Source organism: Ardenticatenales bacterium, from assembly GCA_020634515.1.
Taxonomy (GTDB): domain Bacteria; phylum Chloroflexota; class Anaerolineae; order Promineifilales; family Promineifilaceae; genus JAGVTM01.
Window position 1 is genome coordinate 117,679 of the sequence record JACKBL010000002.1, and the last position, 20,152, is coordinate 137,830.

The 20,152-nt window shown below is 55.0% G+C and carries 17 protein-coding genes and 1 pseudogene; 14 read left to right on the forward strand and 4 right to left on the reverse strand.

Features of this window, described 5'->3' with window-relative positions:
* Nucleotides 1-15 precede the first annotated feature (15 nt).
* The 8 genes from H6650_05125 to H6650_05160 all read left to right on the forward strand — a co-directional run bounded on the left by H6650_05125 (nt 16) and on the right by H6650_05160 (nt 12,506).
* Nucleotides 16-1,167, forward strand: coding sequence for a hypothetical protein (locus H6650_05125; GenBank protein ID MCB8951378.1), 1,152 nt, complete (start codon nt 16-18; stop codon nt 1,165-1,167).
* Nucleotides 1,164-2,324, forward strand: a complete 1,161-nt coding sequence (locus H6650_05130; protein MCB8951379.1) for a glycosyltransferase — start codon at nt 1,164-1,166, stop codon at nt 2,322-2,324. Before H6650_05125 ends, H6650_05130 begins: the two co-directional genes overlap by 4 nt.
* A gap of 5 nt (nt 2,325-2,329) precedes the next feature.
* Complete coding sequence (locus tag H6650_05135; GenBank protein MCB8951380.1) at nt 2,330-2,698, forward strand: YraN family protein; 369 nt, start codon at nt 2,330-2,332, stop codon at nt 2,696-2,698.
* 3 nt (nt 2,699-2,701) lie between these two features.
* Nucleotides 2,702-3,637 carry a tRNA (adenosine(37)-N6)-dimethylallyltransferase MiaA gene (gene miaA, locus H6650_05140; GenBank protein MCB8951381.1) on the forward strand — a complete coding sequence of 312 codons (936 nt, stop codon included), beginning with the start codon at nt 2,702-2,704 and terminating at the stop codon, nt 3,635-3,637.
* 273 nt (nt 3,638-3,910) lie between these two features.
* The gene (locus H6650_05145; protein ID MCB8951382.1) at nt 3,911-6,268 is read left to right on the forward strand and encodes a hypothetical protein; all 2,358 of its coding nucleotides are present in this window, start codon (nt 3,911-3,913) and stop codon (nt 6,266-6,268) included.
* 1,078 nt (nt 6,269-7,346) lie between these two features.
* The gene (locus H6650_05150; protein MCB8951383.1) at nt 7,347-7,547 is read left to right on the forward strand and encodes a hypothetical protein; all 201 of its coding nucleotides are present in this window, start codon (nt 7,347-7,349) and stop codon (nt 7,545-7,547) included.
* 86 nt (nt 7,548-7,633) lie between these two features.
* Nucleotides 7,634-12,031 (forward strand): RHS repeat-associated core domain-containing protein, encoded by a 4,398-nt coding sequence (locus H6650_05155; protein ID MCB8951384.1) that lies wholly within the window; start codon nt 7,634-7,636, stop codon nt 12,029-12,031.
* 19 nt (nt 12,032-12,050) lie between these two features.
* The gene (locus H6650_05160) at nt 12,051-12,506 is read left to right on the forward strand and encodes a hypothetical protein (protein MCB8951385.1); all 456 of its coding nucleotides are present in this window, start codon (nt 12,051-12,053) and stop codon (nt 12,504-12,506) included.
* Between the two features lie 73 nt (nt 12,507-12,579).
* On the opposite strand, the gene H6650_05165 is transcribed toward H6650_05160, so the two are convergent.
* Nucleotides 12,580-12,999, reverse strand: coding sequence for a hypothetical protein (locus H6650_05165; protein MCB8951386.1), 420 nt, complete (start codon nt 12,997-12,999; stop codon nt 12,580-12,582).
* 27 nt (nt 13,000-13,026) lie between these two features.
* Here H6650_05165 and H6650_05170 point away from each other — a divergent pair, with 27 nt between their 5' ends.
* Nucleotides 13,027-14,046 carry an RHS repeat-associated core domain-containing protein gene (locus H6650_05170; GenBank protein ID MCB8951387.1) on the forward strand — a complete coding sequence of 340 codons (1,020 nt, stop codon included), beginning with the start codon at nt 13,027-13,029 and terminating at the stop codon, nt 14,044-14,046.
* A 37-nt stretch (nt 14,047-14,083) separates the two neighbouring features.
* Entirely contained in the window at nt 14,084-14,368 is a 285-nt protein-coding gene (locus H6650_05175; protein ID MCB8951388.1) for a hypothetical protein, read from the forward strand.
* A 156-nt stretch (nt 14,369-14,524) separates the two neighbouring features.
* On the opposite strand, the gene H6650_05180 is transcribed toward H6650_05175, so the two are convergent.
* Entirely contained in the window at nt 14,525-14,746 is a 222-nt protein-coding gene (locus H6650_05180) for a transposase (GenBank protein ID MCB8951389.1), read from the reverse strand.
* A gap of 199 nt (nt 14,747-14,945) precedes the next feature.
* On the opposite strand from H6650_05180, the pseudogene H6650_05185 reads away from it, so the two are divergent.
* The 4 genes and pseudogenes from H6650_05185 (at nt 14,946) to H6650_05200 (ending at nt 18,658) form a co-directional block, all read left to right on the forward strand.
* Nucleotides 14,946-15,821: pseudogene (locus tag H6650_05185) on the forward strand (RHS repeat-associated core domain-containing protein).
* A gap of 866 nt (nt 15,822-16,687) precedes the next feature.
* Nucleotides 16,688-16,891 carry a hypothetical protein gene (locus H6650_05190; GenBank protein MCB8951390.1) on the forward strand — a complete coding sequence of 68 codons (204 nt, stop codon included), beginning with the start codon at nt 16,688-16,690 and terminating at the stop codon, nt 16,889-16,891.
* A 231-nt stretch (nt 16,892-17,122) separates the two neighbouring features.
* Nucleotides 17,123-18,187, forward strand: coding sequence for an RHS repeat-associated core domain-containing protein (locus H6650_05195; GenBank protein ID MCB8951391.1), 1,065 nt, complete (start codon nt 17,123-17,125; stop codon nt 18,185-18,187).
* A 117-nt stretch (nt 18,188-18,304) separates the two neighbouring features.
* Nucleotides 18,305-18,658, forward strand: a complete 354-nt coding sequence (locus tag H6650_05200; protein MCB8951392.1) for a hypothetical protein — start codon at nt 18,305-18,307, stop codon at nt 18,656-18,658.
* Between the two features lie 516 nt (nt 18,659-19,174).
* On the opposite strand, the gene H6650_05205 is transcribed toward H6650_05200, so the two are convergent.
* Together H6650_05205 and H6650_05210 are read right to left on the reverse strand one after the other, a co-directional pair.
* Nucleotides 19,175-19,630: a hypothetical protein gene (locus H6650_05205; protein ID MCB8951393.1), complete on the reverse strand. Its 456-nt coding sequence runs from the start codon at nt 19,628-19,630 to the stop codon at nt 19,175-19,177.
* Nucleotides 19,631-19,679: 49 nt separating this feature from the next.
* On the reverse strand, nt 19,680-20,036 hold the full coding sequence (locus H6650_05210; protein MCB8951394.1) for a hypothetical protein: 357 nt from the start codon (nt 20,034-20,036) through the stop codon (nt 19,680-19,682).
* Nucleotides 20,037-20,152: the final 116 nt, after the last annotated feature.

The window sequence follows — 20,152 nt, forward strand, 5'->3', positions numbered from 1 at the left end:
GGAAATAGGGCGCAGATGTTTACGGATTACTTGTTCAACGCTGTTGGCGCTGCTGGTTTTTCTTGGTTAGCAATTGCACTTCTGCTTGCCATATTCAACTATGTTTACGATACAGTGATGTGTTGGATAACGGGTGGCCTGGCACGCATACGACTGCCATCACGGGACAAGATAAGAACCGGCAGCTTATGGAAAGATATACGTATTTTGTCTCGCCTGTTTTGGCATCAGTTTCGTTTAGGCGGGCGTGGCCGTTGGCAAGAATTCCGTGCAGATACACTTTCCTGGCTATGGCCGTTAACCATTCTGGCTGTTCCTACTTTTCTCTACGGCTTCACCAAATCTTCGATTATTGAGAGTGTACAGGGCCTGAGCCAATTTGGCATTGTACTCGATAATTATAGACTGCCGCTATTCAAAATGCTGAATGATACGCTGCAGCATATCGTTTTTGCGGCAGCCGTCATCAATTCTGCCCTGACTTTCTTTCGTTACCGTAGCCGCAAGGCGCCAACGTGGTTTTCGAGATCAGCCGTCTTTCATTTAACGAGGCTGCTGATTATCGACGTTATTCTTGGTTATATGCTGATGACCATGGTCTTTACCTGGTTAGATTACGGTACAGCGCTCTATTCAGTTTTGAGCGATAATTCGATTCACTACCAGGTATTGGATCCAGATTTGATGTATGGTTTACATGCCTCGTATCAAGTAATCGTCTTGCTATGTGCCCTGCTCACTATTATTAGCTTTCTGCCTGCCATTATGTTAATACGCGAGAAATCGCAACACTATAATTGGACGTACTATGGCTTGATGTACGCCGGCATTTCTGCCTCCATCATACTTGGCTCCCTTCTGATTTATCAATTCCATGTTCGTCTAGGAATAATTCACGAATCAGCCTTAATGGTAGTGACAAACAGTGCTAATCTTGACCCCGCTCAACTGACATCTGGTGTAGGAATAGCGGATCTGGTTGCGCTACGATTTTTTAGCGTGATAAGAGATTTACCGGGTGGGTTCCCAATTCCATCCTGGATTACTTTTCTGGTGAGTGCAAGAAGTATTCTTTTTAGCTATGAATTATTGCTGATGCTGTATAGTGACGGTGAAAGACCAACGATCAGAGACATGCTTCGCAGGATTTTAGAAGTTGGTACATGAATATCCAGGCAAACGATAAGATCGCGATCTTATATCTCTCCGTGGGTTCTGGACACCAGATTGCTGCCGAAACAGTTGGGATAGCATTCGGCGAATTTTGCTCGTCCGATATGGTTTACGTTGCCGATCCTTTTCAGAGCGTAATGCCGGCAGCCCTGCTGGGCAGACTGCAAAGAATCTCGATTCGCTCTCTGTCCCGTTTTTATGAGTGGGCCTGGCATAATCAGGCAGTTGGCTCGTGGATTAACCGGCTGGCGAGCCTATGGTTTATGCAGCAAATATTGCTGCGAGAACTCTTGAAGGCAGATGCCGGCATCGTTGTTGCCACCCACGCCTTGCCTTGCGCCGTTGCCGTTCACCTTAAGCGCAGTCAAAAACAAGTAAAAAAGGTGTACGCAGTTGTCACTGATTTCGGTCTGCACAGGTCATGGCCGTGGCAATGCGTCGATCGCTATTTTGTTGGAAGCGAAGAAATTCGTGCCGACTTGATCCGCCTCGGCGTAAACATAGAACAGATTTCTGTCACCGGTATCCCCATAAGGGCTGGATTTCAAGCGCTACCCCAGTCAAAAGTATTCAGTTCAGGCGATGTCGCGCTGAAAGTTCTGGTAATCATGAGTGGTCTCAGAGATCACAGTTATGCTGTTGCCACTGACATACTGGTGGAGATGCTAGAAAAAGTGCGTGATTTAGAACCAGACCAAGTCAGATTAACGGTCGTTACAGGTCATAACACAAGGCTTTTTAACCAATTAAGTGCCACTGCTGGTGAAAATGTTGTGGTTTTGGGGTATGTAGACAATATGCAGGAATTGATGGGCGCACATGATGTGTTGGTGACGAAACCTGGCGGGCTTTTGATGGCAGAAGCACTGGCGATGGGCATGGCAAGCATTTTAGTTGGAGTGGGGCCAGGCCAGGAGACGGCAAACCGGAAATTCCTGACAGAACAAGGCGTTGCTTTCTCGGCGCAGACAGCCTTGGACATAATCCAACTCTTTGAGAAAATTAGAAGAGAACCAAGTATTTTGCAAGGGATGAAAAACAGGGCAAGACGCCTGGGCTATCCGGGTGCAACCATAGCAATCGCCTCCCAAATTCATGAGGACTTATTAAACAGCCACCAGCGACTCAAAGCCGGACTCGTCCCCCATTAAACATCATGAGTAAAGAGCGACAGAACCTTGGCGCGTGGGGCGAATCGGTGGCCGCCACCTACCTGGAGGCACATGGTTACCGCATCGTGCGGCGCAACTGGCGCTGCGCTCGCGGGGAAATCGACATTGTGGCCCAGATGGGGGAGACGTTGGTGTTCGTGGAGGTGAAGACGCGGCGCGGGCGGGCGCGGGGCACACCGGAGGAGGCGGTGACGCCGCGCAAGGCGGCGCGGCTGCTGAGGCTGGCGCAGGCTTACTTGCTGGAGGAGGACCTGGACTTGCCCTGGCGCGTGGATGTGATGGCGGTGGAGTTGGATGGTCGGGGCAAACTGCTGCGCTGTGAGCATTTGCCGGGGGCGGTGTTGGGCTGGTAACGTATGGCGAATTCGCAACGTTTGCCCCCGCTGCTGGTGATTGTGGGACCGACGGCTTCCGGCAAAACGGCTCTCTCCATCTCTCTCGCCCAGGCATTTGCCGGGGAAATTGTTTCCGCCGACTCTCGTCTGCTGTATCGTGGCCTGGATATTGGAACGGCCAAACCGACGCGCGCGGAATGTGCCGGCATTCCCCACCACCTCATCGACATCTGCGCGCCGGACGAAACCCTGACGCTCGGTCAATATCAGCGGCTGGTGTATGCCACCATCAACGCCATCCACGCCCGTGGTCGGTTACCCATCCTCGTCGGCGGCACGGGGCAGTATGTGAAGGCCGTCGTCGAAGGATGGGGCATCCCTGAGGTTCCGCCACACCCGCGGCTGCGCGCGGCGCTGGCTCGCCTGGGGGGTGCGGAACTGGCCCGCTGGTTGGCGCTGCTGGACCCGGAGAAAGCGGCGGAACTGGAGCCGCGCAACGTGCGCCGTGTCATTCGCGCTCTGGAGGTGACGCTGGTGACGGGGCGGCCCATTTCGCGGTTGCAGCGTAAGTCCCCGCCGCCGTACCGCGTGGGGATGCTGGGGCTGGCTGGCGAACGGACGTGGTTATATGCGCGGATTGATGCGCGGGTGGAGCGGATGATGGCGGCGGGTTTGTTGACGGAGGTGATGGGGTTGTGGCAGGCCGGGTATGAGGCCAGGCTCCCGGCGCTTTCTGGTCTTGGCTACCGGCAACTATACGACCATCTGGCGGGCAGGCTCACCTTGCCCGAAGCCGTGGAACGCATCAAATTTGAAACCCACCGCTTCGCCCGCCAGCAAAATACCTGGTTCCGCCGCGACGATCCCGCCATCCACTGGCTGGACGCCACCCGCCCCGATCTGCCTGCGGCGGCCCAAACCTGGGTCTCCGCATGGCTGGCCGGAAACAATGATTAGCTGTTCAATTGCCGAATGTGGTGAGACCGCGGTTAATCGTGGTCGGCAAAGTGGGGCGAAGTTGGTTGAGCCTGTCGAAACCAACGGCCTTCGACAAGCTCAGGCCGCGGTTCCCCCGAAATATTGAGAAGTTACCCCCGCAAACCTTAAAAAATAGCGAAAACGTTCTAAAACGGTTGACAACCGCCCCCAAATGGCCTAAACTTTCGGCCATTGTTGCCAAAGAAGAGCCAAATTGAGCCAAAGCCATAAGCCAGGAGGAGGAGGAGTCCCATGGTCCCTACGGTCGGTCTGTCCTTGCGTGCCGGCACGCACCTTATCACCACGTTTGCCCTATTGCTGCAACTATTGCTGACACCGTTCGCCACGCCCCCCAGCGTGCCGCCGACCCCTGGCCTGCACCAGGCGACGGTCGGCAGGGACATGGCGCCTCGCCTCGCCGCGCCGCTCGCCGGTCCGCAACAGGCGGCCCCCCTGCTGCCCCTGGCGATGAGCCTCTCCCCCGTGACCACCACAGTGGACCTGAACACCCCCCTCACCCTCACCCTTCGCATCACCAACAGCAACCCCATCACCCTCTCCGCGCCGCGGCTGCAACTGCCGGTCAACCCCGCCGTGCGCTACCTCTCCGGGCCAGGGCTGACGGGGGAAGCGGTCCATGAGGCGACATTGGAAATGCCGGCATTCCCCCCCACCAGCACCCACCTCCTCACCCTCACCCTCCACCTCATCGCCGCCCCCGACGCCGCCCCCATCACCCTCCCCTTCCAACTCCACACCGTGGAAACCACCGCCACCCTCACAACCATTACCCTGCAACCGACGCAAGCGCAACCACTGCCGGCACAAGCCCCCGCAGAAAACAACCCCACCCCCTGGGAACCCACCTACACCCCCCCCGGCGCCGCCGCCTACACCGGGGCCGCCACCCACGCCTACAACATCCCCATCCCCCCCGGCAGCGGCGGCCTACAACCCTCCCTCACCCTCGCCTACGGCAGCCGCGGCGTCGACAGCCTCACCGCCCCCCTCATGAGCGACGGCTTCGGCCTCGGCTGGTCGCTGGCGCAACCACAAATCAGCAACGGCAACGCCACCCGCCTGTTCAGCTTCGACGAAGGCTTCACCCCCCATCGCTTCACCCTCAACCTGAACGGCGCGTCTTACCGCCTGCAACCCTTCGCTCTGGACCCGGACAACCGGCATGGCCGCTACATCGCCCTGGGTGACGCCAGCCTGCTCATCGAGTACGTGGCCGACATCACCGGCCCCAACAGCACGGGCGAATACTGGCGTGTACGCACCGCCGCCGGCATCACCTACCGCTTCGGCTACAGCGCCGACGCCGAACAAGCCATCGCCCCCATCAACGGCCAACTCAACGCCGGCCAGCCCAAAAACCCAGACATCACCGCCTCCGCCTGGAAACTGGACCGCATCAGCGACCTCTACGGACGACACGTCGTCTACCAGTACGCCACCGCCTGCGGCAAAGTGTACGGCAACCCGAACCAATGCCGCAGCCCCTACACCGAAGTAGACGTCGCCCTCCAGACCCTCTCCTACAACTACATCAACGAAGCGCCGACCACCGTCATCTCATTCAACTATGACGACGCCGCCGGCAACAACGTCTGCTACAACAACGACGCCGCCAAACAAGACACCTACATGACGGCCGGCTGCTTCCGCCCCCGCCGCGTCACCGTGCATCAAGACAACCACCTCGTCTCCGCCACCACCTTCACCTACGACGCCGGCTACACCCATCACGACGACAGCCACAACGTCAGCCTGCACTACTGGTTCCTGAGCGGCATCACCCCCTACGGCGCCGACTTCAACGAGCAAACCGGCAGCGGCACCCCGCTCCCCGCGCAAACCTTCACCTACGCCCAGAACACCCACTACACCAGTTGCCAGGGCGACGACTGCGCCCGCCTGCTCACCCGCGTCGACAACGGCTACGGCGCCGTCACCACCCTCACCTACGAACGGTGGGACAACAGCGACATCAACGCCAAACACCCCGCCGGACGCTGGTTCGCCGTCGCCCGCCTGGACACCTGGGACGGGGTCGCCCACCGGTACGGCAGCAGCGCCGCCAGCGTCGCCGCCATCTACAGCCGCGCCGATGGAAGCGGCTGCTACGACGTGGTCGATTCCGGCTGCTATCTACCCGACACCGCCGCCAGCAGTGCCCTCGCCGGTTTCCAGACCGTTATCATGGACACGATAGAACCGGCCAACAACAACCAAATCCTGACACGGCAAGAACAGCAGTTCCGCATCGACGAATACTGGCTCAACGGCAAACCGAGCCGCAGCGCCACCTACCACCCGGACGACGCGGGGCTGAAACAGGTGACGGAAACGGAGTGGGGACGGGACGCCGTCTACTTCCCAATCGTGCGCGTGCAGGAAGAGCGGCAATTCACCCAGGACGGCCTCACGGTGCGCCAACTGACGCGAAATGTATACGACTATTTCCCCATCGACTTCGCCACCGCCTTTGGTGCCGTGCGTCGAATTGAAACATTTCTAGTTCAAACGGAATTTGTGTCTGAAAGGAAACTGAGGCATTGTTGGGCTTGTGACAGAACCAACAATCCCTCAGCAACGCAAGTATAGCACAGACAAAAACAACGCTCGGTGGGAATCACGACGGATTGTGATTCCAATGCAGTACGAAGAGTACCAAGAAACGATGACCGACCCACAACAAGCCAAAACCTACATTGAACAACAAATGGCAAGCCATCCCGAATTGTTTCCACCAGCTATGCAAGCCGGATACAAACTGCACGGATGGACAAGGCCATCGAAGAAAATGCCAGAAGTACACTTGCGCCGCATTCGGTTACAGATAGAGAATGAAGCGGGGCAAAAGCTGGCCTACACCATTGCCCCATGCGACCTGCTGCCTTATCTGGTAGGAACGGTAACAGAAGTAGAGAAGGCGCTCTTCTTGAAGCAGTTCGGTGTTCCCGATTGGGCGTTGACTTACGTGTTTGGGCGCAACGATAGCTATTGGTACCGTCTTACCGAGTCGTTTGGTCGATTCAGTCTAGTGGGAACGACCGTGAAAGAAGCAGAAAAGCTGCCAACTGATCTGTTAGCAGATGAAAAACATGCCAAAGCCCATGGCGGCAAATGGTACGTAGCCACGACAGTAGCCCAGGATTGCGTACTGGGGGCGGCTGTATCCCAGAGCGCCGATGCAGAAGGGTTGACCGCTGCTTACGAGGTATTCAAAGAAGAAGCACAGCAGCTAAACCCCAGTTACAAACCCGATTCGGTCAATGTAGATGGATGGGCAGCGACAAGTAAGGCATGGCAGACCCTGTTTCCAGCCATCACAATTATCCTGTGCTTTTTACATGCCTTCATCAAAATACGGGGGCGATGCAAGCGATTGGGTAACACCTACACCCAAATCAAACAGCAAGTGTGGGGTATCTACCAGGCGACAAGTCGTCCCGATTTCAAACAGGGCATTACCATGCTTCAGCAGTGGGTGATGCACAATCGAGACAAGTTAAGTGGTTATGCAATCGAGGCCATAGACAAACTATGTCAGCGAGCTGACCAATACTGTCTCGCATTTGACCATCCTACAGCCCACCGTACCAGCAATATGCTTGACCGCCACATGGGGCTTATGGCTCGCTGGCTAGCGGGTGGACGATATTTTCATGGGAATCTACAAGTGGCTGACCTGAGGACACGTGCGTGGGCGTTGTTGCACAACTTTCGCCCTTACTGTCCGCGATCAAAAGTGAGCAAGGAGTATCAGTCACCTGCTCACAAGCTGAATGGATTTGTTTATCGAGAAAACTGGCTAGAAAACCTCTTGGTTGCCTCATCTAATCAGGGGTTTAGGTGTAGCCACAAAAAACGATTGAACTAGAAACATTTGACCCAGACGATGCGAACACCCCCCACCACTGCCTGGAATACGCCTACGCGCACAACGTCAGCGGCGGCAACTGGCTGGTGAACAAACGGCTGCGGGAGAGCCGTTATGCCGGCAACTGCGGCAGCAACAAAATCAGCACCACCCTCTACCGGTACGACAACAGCAGCACCCCCCAAGACACCACCCTCGGCGCATTCGGCCAACGCACCTGGACATTACGCTGGCTGCCGGACAACGGCGTCGACTACTACCAAACCACGCACGCCACCTACTATGACAACAGCAGTCCGTATTATGGCCTGCCCCACCAAACGGAAACGTTCACCGACCTGAGCAGCAACACCGCCTACGCCACAGACGTACGCAACACAACCACAATCCAGGGGTATACCCCCCTCGGTATGCCGGCACAAACCACCACCACCGCCACCGGCGTCCCCGCGCAAACCAACAGCATCAACTACCACCCCACCTTCCCCTGGCTGCCGGCCACCGTCACCGACGCCAACAACACCAGCAGCAGCTACAGCTACGACCTGTTCGGTCGGCTCACCCACGTCTACGCCCCCGACCCGGTCAGCGGCAGTCCGACGCTCCTACAGGCGAGCACCGACTACGACTACGACCCCGGCGCGCAGGTGTTGACCATCGAACAAACCGCCTATCCCGACCCATCCGACCCGACGCAAAACCAGGTGAGCAAGCGGTTCTACAATGGGCTGGGGCAAGTCGTGCAAGAACGGCGGCTGAACGCGGAAATTGCCGGCAGCACCGACACCGTCATCTGGAGCCACACCGAATACGACGGACGCGGCCTCCCCATCTGCCAGACCACCCCCCAAAGCGGCGGCGCGCAAAACTTCCAACCCAAAACCTGCGCCAACTACAACCACACCACCACCCAATACGACCCCTTCGGTCGCGCCACCCACATCACCGCCCCCGACGGCAGCGCCACCACCACCACCTACGGCTTCCCCACCATCACCCCCGCCGCGCAGCCCGAACTGGCCAAAGTCCAGGTCACCGACGCCAACAGCCACACCATCACCTCCTACACCAACGCCTGGGGGCAGCTTTCCGTGGTGCGCGAGTTCTTCGGCGCGGCGCTGGCAGACAACGCAGACACCGTTTATACTTACGACGTTGCCGGCAACCTCACCCAAGTACAAACCTACGACGCCTTCAACGCCGGAACCGGCAACCTGCTGCGCCAGAACAGCATGAGCTACGATACTCTGGGGCGCAAAACCGACATGACCGACGCCGACATGGGTTACTGGACCTACACCTACGACACCAACGGCAACCTCCTGCGGCAGGAAGCCAACCCCGGCACAGCCGACCACATCACCCTCTGCTTCTACTACGACAACCTCAACCGCCTCACCCACAAAGGCAAACCCCCGTCCCCGAGCGGCAACTGCCAAAACAACCCGCCCCTCTCCGGCCCCAACCACCTCGCCAGCTACGAATATGACACCGCCGCCAACGGCCTCGGTCGCCTCGCCGCCATCCGCTGGGGCAGCGACCCAAACAACAACCACGAAACCTTCGCCTACGACCAACGCGGACGGCTCACCGGCCACACCCGCACCCTGGACAGCCACCCCTTCACCCTCGCCATCACCGCCTACGACAACCTGGACCGCCCCCTCACCACCGTCTACCCCGACGGCGAACTCGTGCAGACGACCTACGACCAGGAAGGCGAAAACACCCTCACCGCCGGCGCCAACGCCATCATCACCGACATCGCCTACAACCAGCGCGGCCAGATGACCACCCTGGCGCGGGGCAACGGACGAGACACTCTCTTCACCTACTACAACGCCACCGGCAGCAACGGCAACAGCAACTTCCGCCTGCAAAGCATCCACACCGCCACCCTGCCCGGCAAAGAAGACCTCCTCTCCCTCACCTACGAATACGACCCCGTGGGCAACATCACCCAAATCGTCGATAATCTGTTGGCGACAGACAAAAAGCAGGAATTCGAGTACGACGCACGCAACCGGCTCACCCACGCCTGGACGCCCCCCGCCGCCATCGACCCCTACGACCACGACATCGCCTACGACAAACTGGGCAACATCAGCCACTACGACGGCGCCAGCTACACCTACCATCCCGTGAAAAAAGACGCCGTCATCGCCATCAGCGGCGGCCAACAGTTCGCGTACGACGCCCACGGCAACATGATAGACCGCAGCGACAGTGCCGGCAACTACAGCCAGCAATTCGACAGCGAAAACCGCCTCATCAGCGTCACCACCGGCGGGCAAACCACCCAATTCTTCTACGACGCCGACGGCCAGCGCGTGCAGACCATCCACCCCGACGGGCGCATCACCTATTCCCCCTTCCCCCAATACGAAGAAGAACACATCCCCATCCCCCCCACGCCCACCCCCACCGCCACCAACACCCCCACACGCACCCCGACGCCCACACGTACGCCCACGCCCACCCGTACCCCTACCCCAACCAACACGCCCACTCGCACCCCCACCCCAACCAACACCCCTACGCGTACCCCCACCCCAACCAACACCCCTACGCATACCCCGACGCCCACCCACACCCCTACGCATACCCCGACACCCACCCACACGCCCACCCCATCATCCACCGCTACCCCGCCGCCAACAGCCACGCACACGCCGACAGTCACTCCCACCCCGCTGCCTGCCTGTCCGCCAGCGTTGACCTCGCCCCTCAACGGCGGCATCGCCCTCGTCAAAACCTTCTCCTGGCAGCCCTGCGCCGCCGCCGTCCGCTACACCCTCAACATTCGCGGCGACGGCCTGCCTCCGCAAGGCATCACCATCCCCACCGCGGAGACCAGCACCACCGCCCCCTGGCTCAACCTCATCCCCGGCGGCAGCTACAGTTGGAACGTGAAAGCGTGCTACACCCTCACCTGCGGCGACAGCAGCGACTGGTCCGCCCCCTTCACCTTCTCCTACCTCTACCAACCCACCGCCACCCCGCCCGCCGCCACCCCCACACCCGGTGGCGGCACCATCGCCCCCAGCCCCACCCCCTACGAATGCCCCACCGCCCTGCAAGAGCCGCCCGACGGCTCCACGCAGAGCGAACCACCCACCCTCATGTGGGCAGACCCCTGCGCTCCCGGCGGCGACGTCCTCACCGCCGGCTGGCACCAGGTGGAGATAACGGGACAGAACCAATCCCCCATCATCCTCATCGTCGCCGCCGAAAGCTACGACACCGGCTGGCTGCTCCTCCCCCCCGACAGCTACACCTGGCGCGCCCGCTCCTGCGCGGACGAAGACTGCGTCCAGGCCGGCCCCTGGCCCGAAGCCTGGTCCTTCACCTACGAAGACCCCATCCCCACCACCCCCACCCCACAAAGCCCACAAGCGCCCGGCGGCAACGGCGGCGGCATCCAGAGCGGCTACACCATCACCCAACGCAGCACCTACTTCCTCGCCGGGCAGGCCGTCGCCGTGCGCCAGGTCATCCCCGGCGAGACCAACAACCTGCTGCACCTGCACAGCGACCACCTCGGCAGCAACAGCGTCATGAGCTACAATAACGGTGGCGGCATGGTTGCCGGCAGCCGCACCCGCTACCTCCCCTTCGGCGCCTACCGCACCGCACCCACCCAAACCTATACCGACCTGGGCTACACCAGCCAGAAGCACAACGACGACCTCGGCCTCATCTACTACAATGCCCGCTACTATTTGCCCGGCATCGCCCGGTTTGTGAGCGCGGATACGGTTGTGCCGGATTCGACTAACCCGCAGAATTATAATCGCTACAGCTATACCTACAATAATCCTCTCAAATACACTGACCCATCGGGACACACTATTTGCCTAATGGGAGAGAATAGATGTAAAAACCCGGTAGATTTTGACCCTGTTCCAATAGGCATCGGGAATGAAATTGTCGATAGTATTGGCACAATTATTATCAATCTTAGTTGTGGGTTGTTGGGAGGGTGGTGTGAAGCTAAAGATGGCTGGTTAAAACCTTCAAGCAACGCTGACTACTTTGAGGCTCAACAAATGGCTCTGTTAGGGATGGTCAGTCCAGCAGGCGATTTAGCGGACGACATTTCTAGTAGTGTAGTCAAAGTATTCCGTGTAGAAGGTCATATCAACCAAAGGATAAACATTCTTGAAGATGGAATGGTGGAACTAATAGGAGACAATATGCTTTTTCTAAACTTCGGTAATGAAGAAAGAGCTATAGAGTTCTTCAACAAACGACTTGCACAGGGCATAGACGATGCCACAATTAAGTCGTTTACTGTTTCCAATGAATTTCTTCAATTATTGCGCGACAACGCAGTTCCAGAACAATTGGCGCGAGAATTTCCTAATGCACCGCTGGTGGTAGATATTTCAAAAGCCGCAGATCAATATGGCCTTCGCCCAGAGCAAATAGAGCAAATTTTGGATTTTATTTTGCCTAATAGTGGGCAGATCACGAGACCTTAGTGAATTTTGGAGTACCTTCATGAAAAGCGAATCAACCAGACTCAAGGATTTCAAAAACGGCGAAATACCCCAAGATCTTTATTTGAGCTTGTGCTTTGAGAGTAATCAGCCTGATGTGTGTATTTCCCGGATCGTTCAGGTTCTCGAGCTTGTTTTCAAGCATGATCCAAAGTCATGGCCTGATGATCATTATTGGAGAGAGAGCTTACCTGATTGGTTACTGAAAACCTTCAGAGTCTATTCGAAATCGGAACTAACAAGTATTTTGGCCACCAAATCCCGATGGCCTGATTTAGATTGGACTTTTGGATCTTGGATTGACAGAATGAAAAACAGGTGCTGGCGTTGGTGGAGCCTGGAAAGACAAGTCAATCTGACTACTTTATATCTATCAGTAGATGGACTTCCATGTTCTATCAAAGCTCTAGAACACTTAATCGTAGCTGCAGGAGGAAGCTCGTTGACTTTCCGTTGAGCAAAAAGGGCTGACCTTCACTGGAGTAGTTCGCGGCGTGTCATATATAAGGTTGACATGACACAAATAGTGACTACTTCACATAATCGGAGACAAATGAGAGTCTTGGCCCCCCGATGGCAATGTCCTCACGATGGGTTGATATGAGGTGGCGGAAGTGGGCAAGAACGTTCCCCCCAAAAACCTCATCGTCGCCGCCACGAGCTACGACACCGGTTGGCTGCTGCTGCTCCCCGACAGCTACAATTGGCGCGCCCGTTCTTGCCAGGACGAAGACTGCGTCCAGGCCGGCTCCTGGCCCGACGCCTGGTCGTTTACCTACCAGGAAGCTCCCACCCCCATGCCGCAAAGCCCGCAAGCGCCCGACGGCAACGGCGGCGGCATCCAGAGCGGCTACACCATCGTCCAATGCAGCGTCTACTTCCTCGCCGGGCAAGCCGTCGCCGTGCGGCAGGTCGTCCCTGGCGAGACCAACAACCTGCTGCACCTGCACAGCGACCACCTCGGCAGCAACAGCGTCATGAGCTACAGTAGTAATGGTGGCATGGTCGGCGGCAGCCGCACCCGCTACCTCCCCTTCGGCGCCTACCGCACCGCCCCTACACAACCCTACACCGACCTCGGCTTCACCGGCCAGAAGCACAACGACGACCTCGGCCTCATCTACTACAACGCCCGCTACTACCTGCCCGGCGTGGGGCGGTTTGTGAGCGCGGATACGATTGTGCCGGATGCCACAAACCCCCAAGCCTTCAACCGCTACACGTATGTTCTTAACAATCCCATTGCCATCATTGACCCTTCGGGACATAGACCATCAGATGGCTGTGATTATGAAGGTTGCTCACTTCTCAATGGTTTCGACCCTGACAGCACGTGGCAAGCACCAGATGGTACTCAAACCCCATGGGATCCGGTGGTAGCCAGCGACCAAGATTACAATCCAATTACCGAGGCAGTAATTCCTGGAATTGCGGTGCTATTTGGTGTGGCATCTCTGCCTACAGCAGTGGGGTACTTCGCAGGAGAAGTTGCTTGGCCTGCATTAATTAGGGGCGGTCAAGCGGTTGCTTCATGGTTATGCCTGGATGGTAATTGCTTAAATGAAGCTGAAGTGATTTACGATCGTGCGTTGCCAGCAGGAAATGGAGCAACAGATATACTTGGAAGAACGATAAGAATATCTCCCTTTGGGTCTACTCTGGATAAAATGCAAGCACTTTATCATGAACAGGTCCACGTCTTTTTTACACCCAGAGGTCCCTTTCAACAAATAAGGGCTGGCATTCGCTATTGGGCCTATGAAAATTCAAACTTGTTTAGGTATGCGGAGGAAGCTATCGCCGAGTCCACAGCACAGTTGCGTACAGGAGGTTCGTTACGAACAGGATTAAGTTTTCCGTTAATAGGCTATGATATAACTCCAGCACGAGTCGCAATAGAGGGAGGTTTAGTTGCAGGCGGGACCACATTGGGAGGAATTGGATTAGGTCAGATGCTCGAAAATTGGTTCAATTTGAATGTTGAACAAGAGCCATAAGGAAAATAATACTTGAACAAGAGCTATAAGGAAACTAATGCTTGAAAGCGAACAACGTGCAGTGAAAGAGGTGATCAAGATGATGTTCTTTGGAAGAAATCTCGGAAAATCCAAGAGTATAGTTACTAAAAGACAAGCCGTCCAAATTGCACGTGCGGAGTGTAAAAAACAAGATTGGCCATGGATAGAACCTGTGGAAATATCATCAAAATTCGGAAAATGGGTGGTACGTACTAACTCGCAGGCAATAGGTGCAAGTGCGAGAATTATTATTGACAAGCAAACCGGTAAAATCAAGAAAGCAGGTTATCTTCCGCGTTAAGGTAGATAGTTTGCCTTTTTCTTTGGTGTTTTCTTCTCTTAGTTTTCCCTGATTGGGGCAACAAAAGGGATGTCTGAGTAGATGTTTTGGGGGAAATGGTAAAGTGACCCCCATTATCAAGACTACGGATTGACGAAATTAAGGTGGATCATTGGGTCACAGAATTGGAGTGTTAGCGGCAAAATGAATATCGGCAGGTGTCAGGTAGCCAAGGTCCTGATGCGGGCGTTCGTAATTGCAGAGCTGGAAGCAGCCTGCCAAGCCGGTGGTCAGGTCGGACACTGTATCGTACTCTTGGATGTAAATGTTCTCGTGTTTGACTGACCGCCACAGCCGTTCAACGAAAATGTTGTCCCAGAACCGACTGCGTCCGGCCAGGCGGTCGCCGTTCGGAAGGTCGTCCCTGGCGAGACCAACAACCTGCTACACTTACATACGGACCACACTTCGGCAGGCTCAGGGCATGCCTGGGCAGCAACAGCGTCATGAGCTTCAATAATGGTGGCGGCCTGGTTGCCGGCAGCCGCACCGCTACCTCCCCTTCGGCGCCTACCGCACCGCCCCCAGCCAAACCTATACCGACCGCGGCTACACCGGCCAGAAGCACAACGACGACCTCGGACTCATCTACTACAACGCGCGGTATTACCTCCCCGGCGTGGGCCGGTTCCTGAGCGCGGATTCGATTGTGCCGGATGCCACAAATCCCCAAAGCTTTAATCGCTACTCATATGTTCGTAACAATCCTACCAATTTAGTAGATCCTACTGGTCACTTTGATCTTGGTTCAGAAGTAGATGGGTACAATACCAATTCCGAAGTGTATCAATATTATTTAGAGCAAGGATGGAAAGATGAGGATATTCGTGAGTTATTTAGGATCTGGGAAAATCAATATAAGGATTGGTGGAATTTATTATTAAAGGCAGAGCTTAATGACATTATTGACATTGATTCGAACGATTTTGCTCGGTTTAGACGTGATGGCAACGGCCAAATAAAATTAGAGAGAGCTTCACAATTTGATTTTGCAGGGATAATTGAAATCCGTCCAGATCATTTAGTATTTGGCTATTGGGATGCTTTTTACTTTGATAGTGGTCTTGATCCAAGACTTTATATTACAGAATTTAGTCCAGGTAATATGATTTTGGTGAGAAAAGGGTTTGGTGGAGCCTCGTCAGAAAGTTATGGCTATGTTGCTGGTACAGGTGTTTATAGAGATGCAAGCAATCCAATGCCTGAAGCCCTGAACTTTACTACTGCCGTAAAAGAAAGTGTAGGTTGGTTTGGTGGTGCGGCAGCCCTATTCGTTGCAGATGGACCTCTTCCTTTTGGTGATGCTTTAGGAACTGTGGCGGGTGGTATTGGTGTTATTGATTCTGTATGTGCTTGGAATTCTAATCGTATTTTGAGACATAGACTCTCACAATATGCATATTCGCACCGTTAACTAGGGTAGGACCTATGGTCAGAGGACAAAACTGTGGCTACGTTTTGCGAAGTTCCTCTGGAAAAAGAGGGCAGGGATTGCGACAGATATTTCCGTCACTGTAGCTGAAATCACCTTTGTACCAAGATTTAGAGCGCAACTAACGGAACCGGCATGCCTACGAAAGTTGAAAATTCGGGTGCAGGGCAAGGATTGAGACTGACACTGTGTTTGGACCTCTTCTACCTCTGGCAAATAGAAACGTAGCCGAGGTAAACTATGGCTACGTTTTTCGTAGCCTTTGCTACGTTAAACGTAGCCGACACTACGAATGGACATAGCCCGTGTTAACCTATGTCCTACCCTAGTTAACATGATGCTTACAATATCGTTCTAGTACGCCACAGTGTACTAGGGTATGCCGTTCATCTGGCACCAACTCAACTCCAACCGGTACCCTACTAACTGTTTACTTTCGAAGGAGTGGTATGATAGAAGATATATTCACGATTAGCGGGCTGGTTATCTTGATGACCTGGATGATCGTCAGGTTGCGCTCGCAAAGAAAAATTGTACATGTTTTAGGTATACTTGTAGGGATTTGGTTTATATGGATATTTTCAATACTAGACGTTTTAGCTTATCTCAAAGGGGAGAATATAAATTTCGTCATTGTAATAGGAGCATTTTTAATAGGCATTAGTATCATTCTGATGAGTGTAAAAGTGTTGAAAACTTGAGCGGAATGTGTCAATAGATTTGAGACACCAAAACTGCTTTGGTTTTCCCTAACCTGGACAAGCCAGAACCAAAAAGGGGTTGACCTGTCCTTACTGATGAATTGATGTAAAGTACCTCAAAATCCCCTGGACACATGAGGTGGCACAATGGCGATATCCCTGTTGAACGAGAAATACCAAGAAGCTATATACGGCACTTTACATTGCTACGACCGTGTCGTGCTTAGTGGCGCGCTTCAGCCCATCTGTTATGCCAAAGGGATGACCAAATACTTGTACACGCATGAGATTCGCATCTTCGATTATGCCAAGTTTGCTGAACCCTTGCGCGACCTGGTGCGTGTTCACTAAAGTGAACCCCATTGTCAAGACCACGAATTGACGAAAGCAAGATGGAACATTGGATCACAAAACCGATACGCTATCCTCATTGTCGCCGCCAAGCAGCTCGACACCAGCTGGCTGCTGCTGCTCCCCGACAGCTACACCTGGCGCGCCTGCTCTTGCTAGGACGAAGACTGCGTCCAGGCCGGCTCCTGGCCCGACGCCTGGTCGTTTACCTACCAGGAAGCTCCCACCCCCATGCCGCAAAGCCCGCAAGCGCCCGACGGCAACGGCGGCGGCATCCAGAGCGGCTACACCATCGTCCAACGCAGCGTCTACTTCCTCGCCGGGCAAGCCGTCGCCGTGCGGCAGGTCGTCCCTGGCGAGACCAACAACCTGCTGCACCTGCACAGCGACCACCTCGGCAGCAACAGCGTCATGAGCTACAGTAGTAATGGTGGCATGGTCGGCGGCAGCCGCACCCGCTACCTCCCCTTCGGCGCCTACCGCACCGCCCCTACACAACCCTACACCGACCTCGGCTTCACCGGCCAGAAGCACAACGATGACCTCGGCCTCATCTACTACAATGCGCGGTACTACATCCCTGGCATCGCCCGCTTCGCCTCCGCCGATACTCTCGTCCCCGACCCTGCCAATCCCAACTCCTTCAACCGTTATGCCTATGTTGGTAACAGCCCCATCATGGGGACGGATCCAGATGGACATTGTTGGCCCCTTTGCACGGCTATTGCCGGAGCCGTCATTGGCGGTTTGATAGGCGGAGCCGTGCAGGTTGTCAATAACGTCCGACATGACATGCCGCTGACAACTGATGTGGGCAAAGCTGTCACCGTTGGCGCTGTTGCCGGGGCTGTCGGAGGGACGACATTTGGCGCTGGCGCGGCCGTGCTGGGCACAGGATTTGCCGCCACCGTTGTTTCTGGAGCTGTCAGTGGTGCCGTAGCCGGGCAGGCTTCTATTGCTACTGGCAACATCCTGGACAACCAGCCCCTGACGCAAGACCTGGGCGACCCACACGACCTGGCGCGTGATGCCGCAATTGGTGGTGTCTTAGCCAGTGTCGGTTACGGTATCAGCAAGGGTCTCCAAGCTCTCTTACCTCAAAAGGTGGAAGCTCCTGCAGGTATGTTGGAGCCAGACCAAATCCACTACACGGATAAGGTAATAAGCCAAATGGGACATGGAAACTATACGCAGCAAACCGATTTTCATGGCTTTCCGAGAGAGGTTGATTTCTGGTTGCCTGATCAAGGAGTAATAAGTCCTATAGTAGGGGGTGATGGGATAACTCGTACTTAAGTCACGATAAGCGGTGGGTATAAGGGTAGAGCAGGTGTTTTTGAATATATTTTTGAGCCGGATGGTATAATAGTGAACCATCGCTACTTCAGGCCTGATCTTCAATAAGGGTGAAATATGACAAACGACATCCTTGAGCAATTACCAGAAGAATTACGTAAGCAAAGCATTGACTTGAGTATAACTATGGGAGTCAATAGTCTCGCCTGGTATTCGTCACTGATCCCACAAATTGTTCGATGGTGCTGGGAAAATGATGTTGCTATTCTTGGCGGTGATGTACTTGAACTCGATAAAGATGGTCAACTATCATACACGTATGATAATTGGTATATTAATTTCGATTCAAAGCTCATATGGCGGGATTTTGTTGCTAAATCATTAGAGTATGCTGTCCAGAATGTCCAGTCTTATGAAAAGCTCCTTTTGCCTAAAGCTCTTGTATTTGACTTAGTCTTTCATACTCAGTAGCCACAGATCGCAACTACTAAGCCTCTCTAGGAGAGGCTTGTAGTTACCTTGCATCAATATAAACACTCTACTTTTCGCTAAGTTTGTTGACATAAATAACCAATTAAGGGAAGCCGGTATCGTTTAGATGCCGGCATCCATCACCAAGAACCCTAAAGATGCGACAAAACAGACTTGTTTTCAGGTCGAAACACTCGCGGCAACCTGTTTTGCCCGCCGGTGAGCTGAAATCCCCTTGGGTAAATGGTCGGTCATCGAGGCTTTTTGGCGAAGTTCCGGTGGCGAGGGGTAACTTTGCGTAAATGAGAGACCCACCAATGCGTGACGGAAGCGACCCGAGGTGGGTTGAGGCTGGCGGTCCCCAAAACCGGTCGGCATGGTGGGGTGGAGCACGGCTAACCTCGTCAGGATAGAACCCACCAGAATCATCAATTCGGGCAAGCGGTGGCGGGTCTCTGCCACAAAAACAAACTGGCGATCGCCCCGACTATCTGCTTGCCCGCCAGCGGTAAAGGCTCAATGGGCCAGCGGCCCGTATAAGAGCGTGAGTCGTTGGGCTGTCAGTTTCACATGAGTCGCCACAAGCAAGGGCTTATCGTATCGGGGGTCGTGGATGACATAGACATCAAAGAGGTCAGCTTGAGGGTCAGGCGCGACATCAGGGCGAACCAGGTCATACCATACCTGAACCGTAATGGTCTCGCCCGTTTCTGTTTTCCAGCTAAAGGTGGCGTCGGGGTCAGAAGCAGCGATTTTCTTTCCCTTGTGCTGGCGGGCCAGGGGACGAACAAGGTCGCCTTTTGTAGGTGGTTTGCCTCTCTTGCCTGTTGTATCCCGCAGATAGTTGCGTCGGGCGGTGAAATTCTTGGCCAATCGCAGGAGAAAGCGGGACACTTGGGCTTCTTGACAACCCTTGATTTTGAAGCCTGCATCGACCAGCATGATGTCTGACGCCTTCAGGGTGCGATTCACTTGCTTGAGTAACTCCTTTTTGAGCGCGACCTCGCTGGGGTCTTTCGGGTCAACCCGTAGAATAGAACAAGGCAATGCGTTTGTTCGCCACCGCGCCAATTCGGGTGACCAGGCCGAGAATGGCCGCGGGTAAGGCTTTCTCGGCGCCGCTGTGATAGTACTTGGATTGCAACCCTTGCAGTTTGGGCCGCCAGAAGGGTGTAGTATCAACGGCCACTGCTCCATATCCCGCATAAGAACGTGGCTGCCAGCGTTGCTGCTCTTCCATGTAATGGGTCCAGGCAACCATGAGTTCGCTAATTTGCCACATGCCGCTATGAAAGGCTTTCCAGGATCGACGAACGGCCTGCTCTCCAATGCCTGTTGATTGCAGCGCAGGGAAAATGGCGCCTCTATGGGGCACCATTGACGAGCATCCAGAGAAAATGAAGCATGGATAAATTCAATACCCTCGCCAAATTACGGGGGTGTCGGGGGCGGGAGAGGCGTATGAATCCTCCCCAGCCGTGAAACTTTGTCAAT

Excerpts from the sequence above, each read along its gene's own strand:
- H6650_05125 (MCB8951378.1), top strand. The coding sequence starts at position 16 with ATGTTTACGGATTACTTGTTCAACGCTGTTGGCGCTGCTGGTTTTTCT.
- H6650_05130 (MCB8951379.1), top strand. The coding sequence starts at position 1,164 with ATGAATATCCAGGCAAACGATAAGATCGCGATCTTATATCTCTCCGTG.
- H6650_05135 (MCB8951380.1), top strand. The coding sequence starts at position 2,330 with ATGAGTAAAGAGCGACAGAACCTTGGCGCGTGGGGCGAATCGGTGGCC.
- miaA (MCB8951381.1), top strand. The coding sequence starts at position 2,702 with ATGGCGAATTCGCAACGTTTGCCCCCGCTGCTGGTGATTGTGGGACCG.
- H6650_05145 (MCB8951382.1), top strand. The coding sequence starts at position 3,911 with ATGGTCCCTACGGTCGGTCTGTCCTTGCGTGCCGGCACGCACCTTATC.
- H6650_05160 (MCB8951385.1), top strand. The coding sequence starts at position 12,051 with ATGAAAAGCGAATCAACCAGACTCAAGGATTTCAAAAACGGCGAAATA.
- H6650_05170 (MCB8951387.1), top strand. The coding sequence starts at position 13,027 with ATGAGCTACAGTAGTAATGGTGGCATGGTCGGCGGCAGCCGCACCCGC.
- H6650_05175 (MCB8951388.1), top strand. The coding sequence starts at position 14,084 with ATGCTTGAAAGCGAACAACGTGCAGTGAAAGAGGTGATCAAGATGATG.
- H6650_05190 (MCB8951390.1), top strand. The coding sequence starts at position 16,688 with ATGGCGATATCCCTGTTGAACGAGAAATACCAAGAAGCTATATACGGC.
- H6650_05195 (MCB8951391.1), top strand. The coding sequence starts at position 17,123 with ATGCCGCAAAGCCCGCAAGCGCCCGACGGCAACGGCGGCGGCATCCAG.
- H6650_05200 (MCB8951392.1), top strand. The coding sequence starts at position 18,305 with ATGACAAACGACATCCTTGAGCAATTACCAGAAGAATTACGTAAGCAA.
- H6650_05210 (MCB8951394.1), bottom strand. The coding sequence starts at position 20,036 with ATGGTGCCCCATAGAGGCGCCATTTTCCCTGCGCTGCAATCAACAGGC.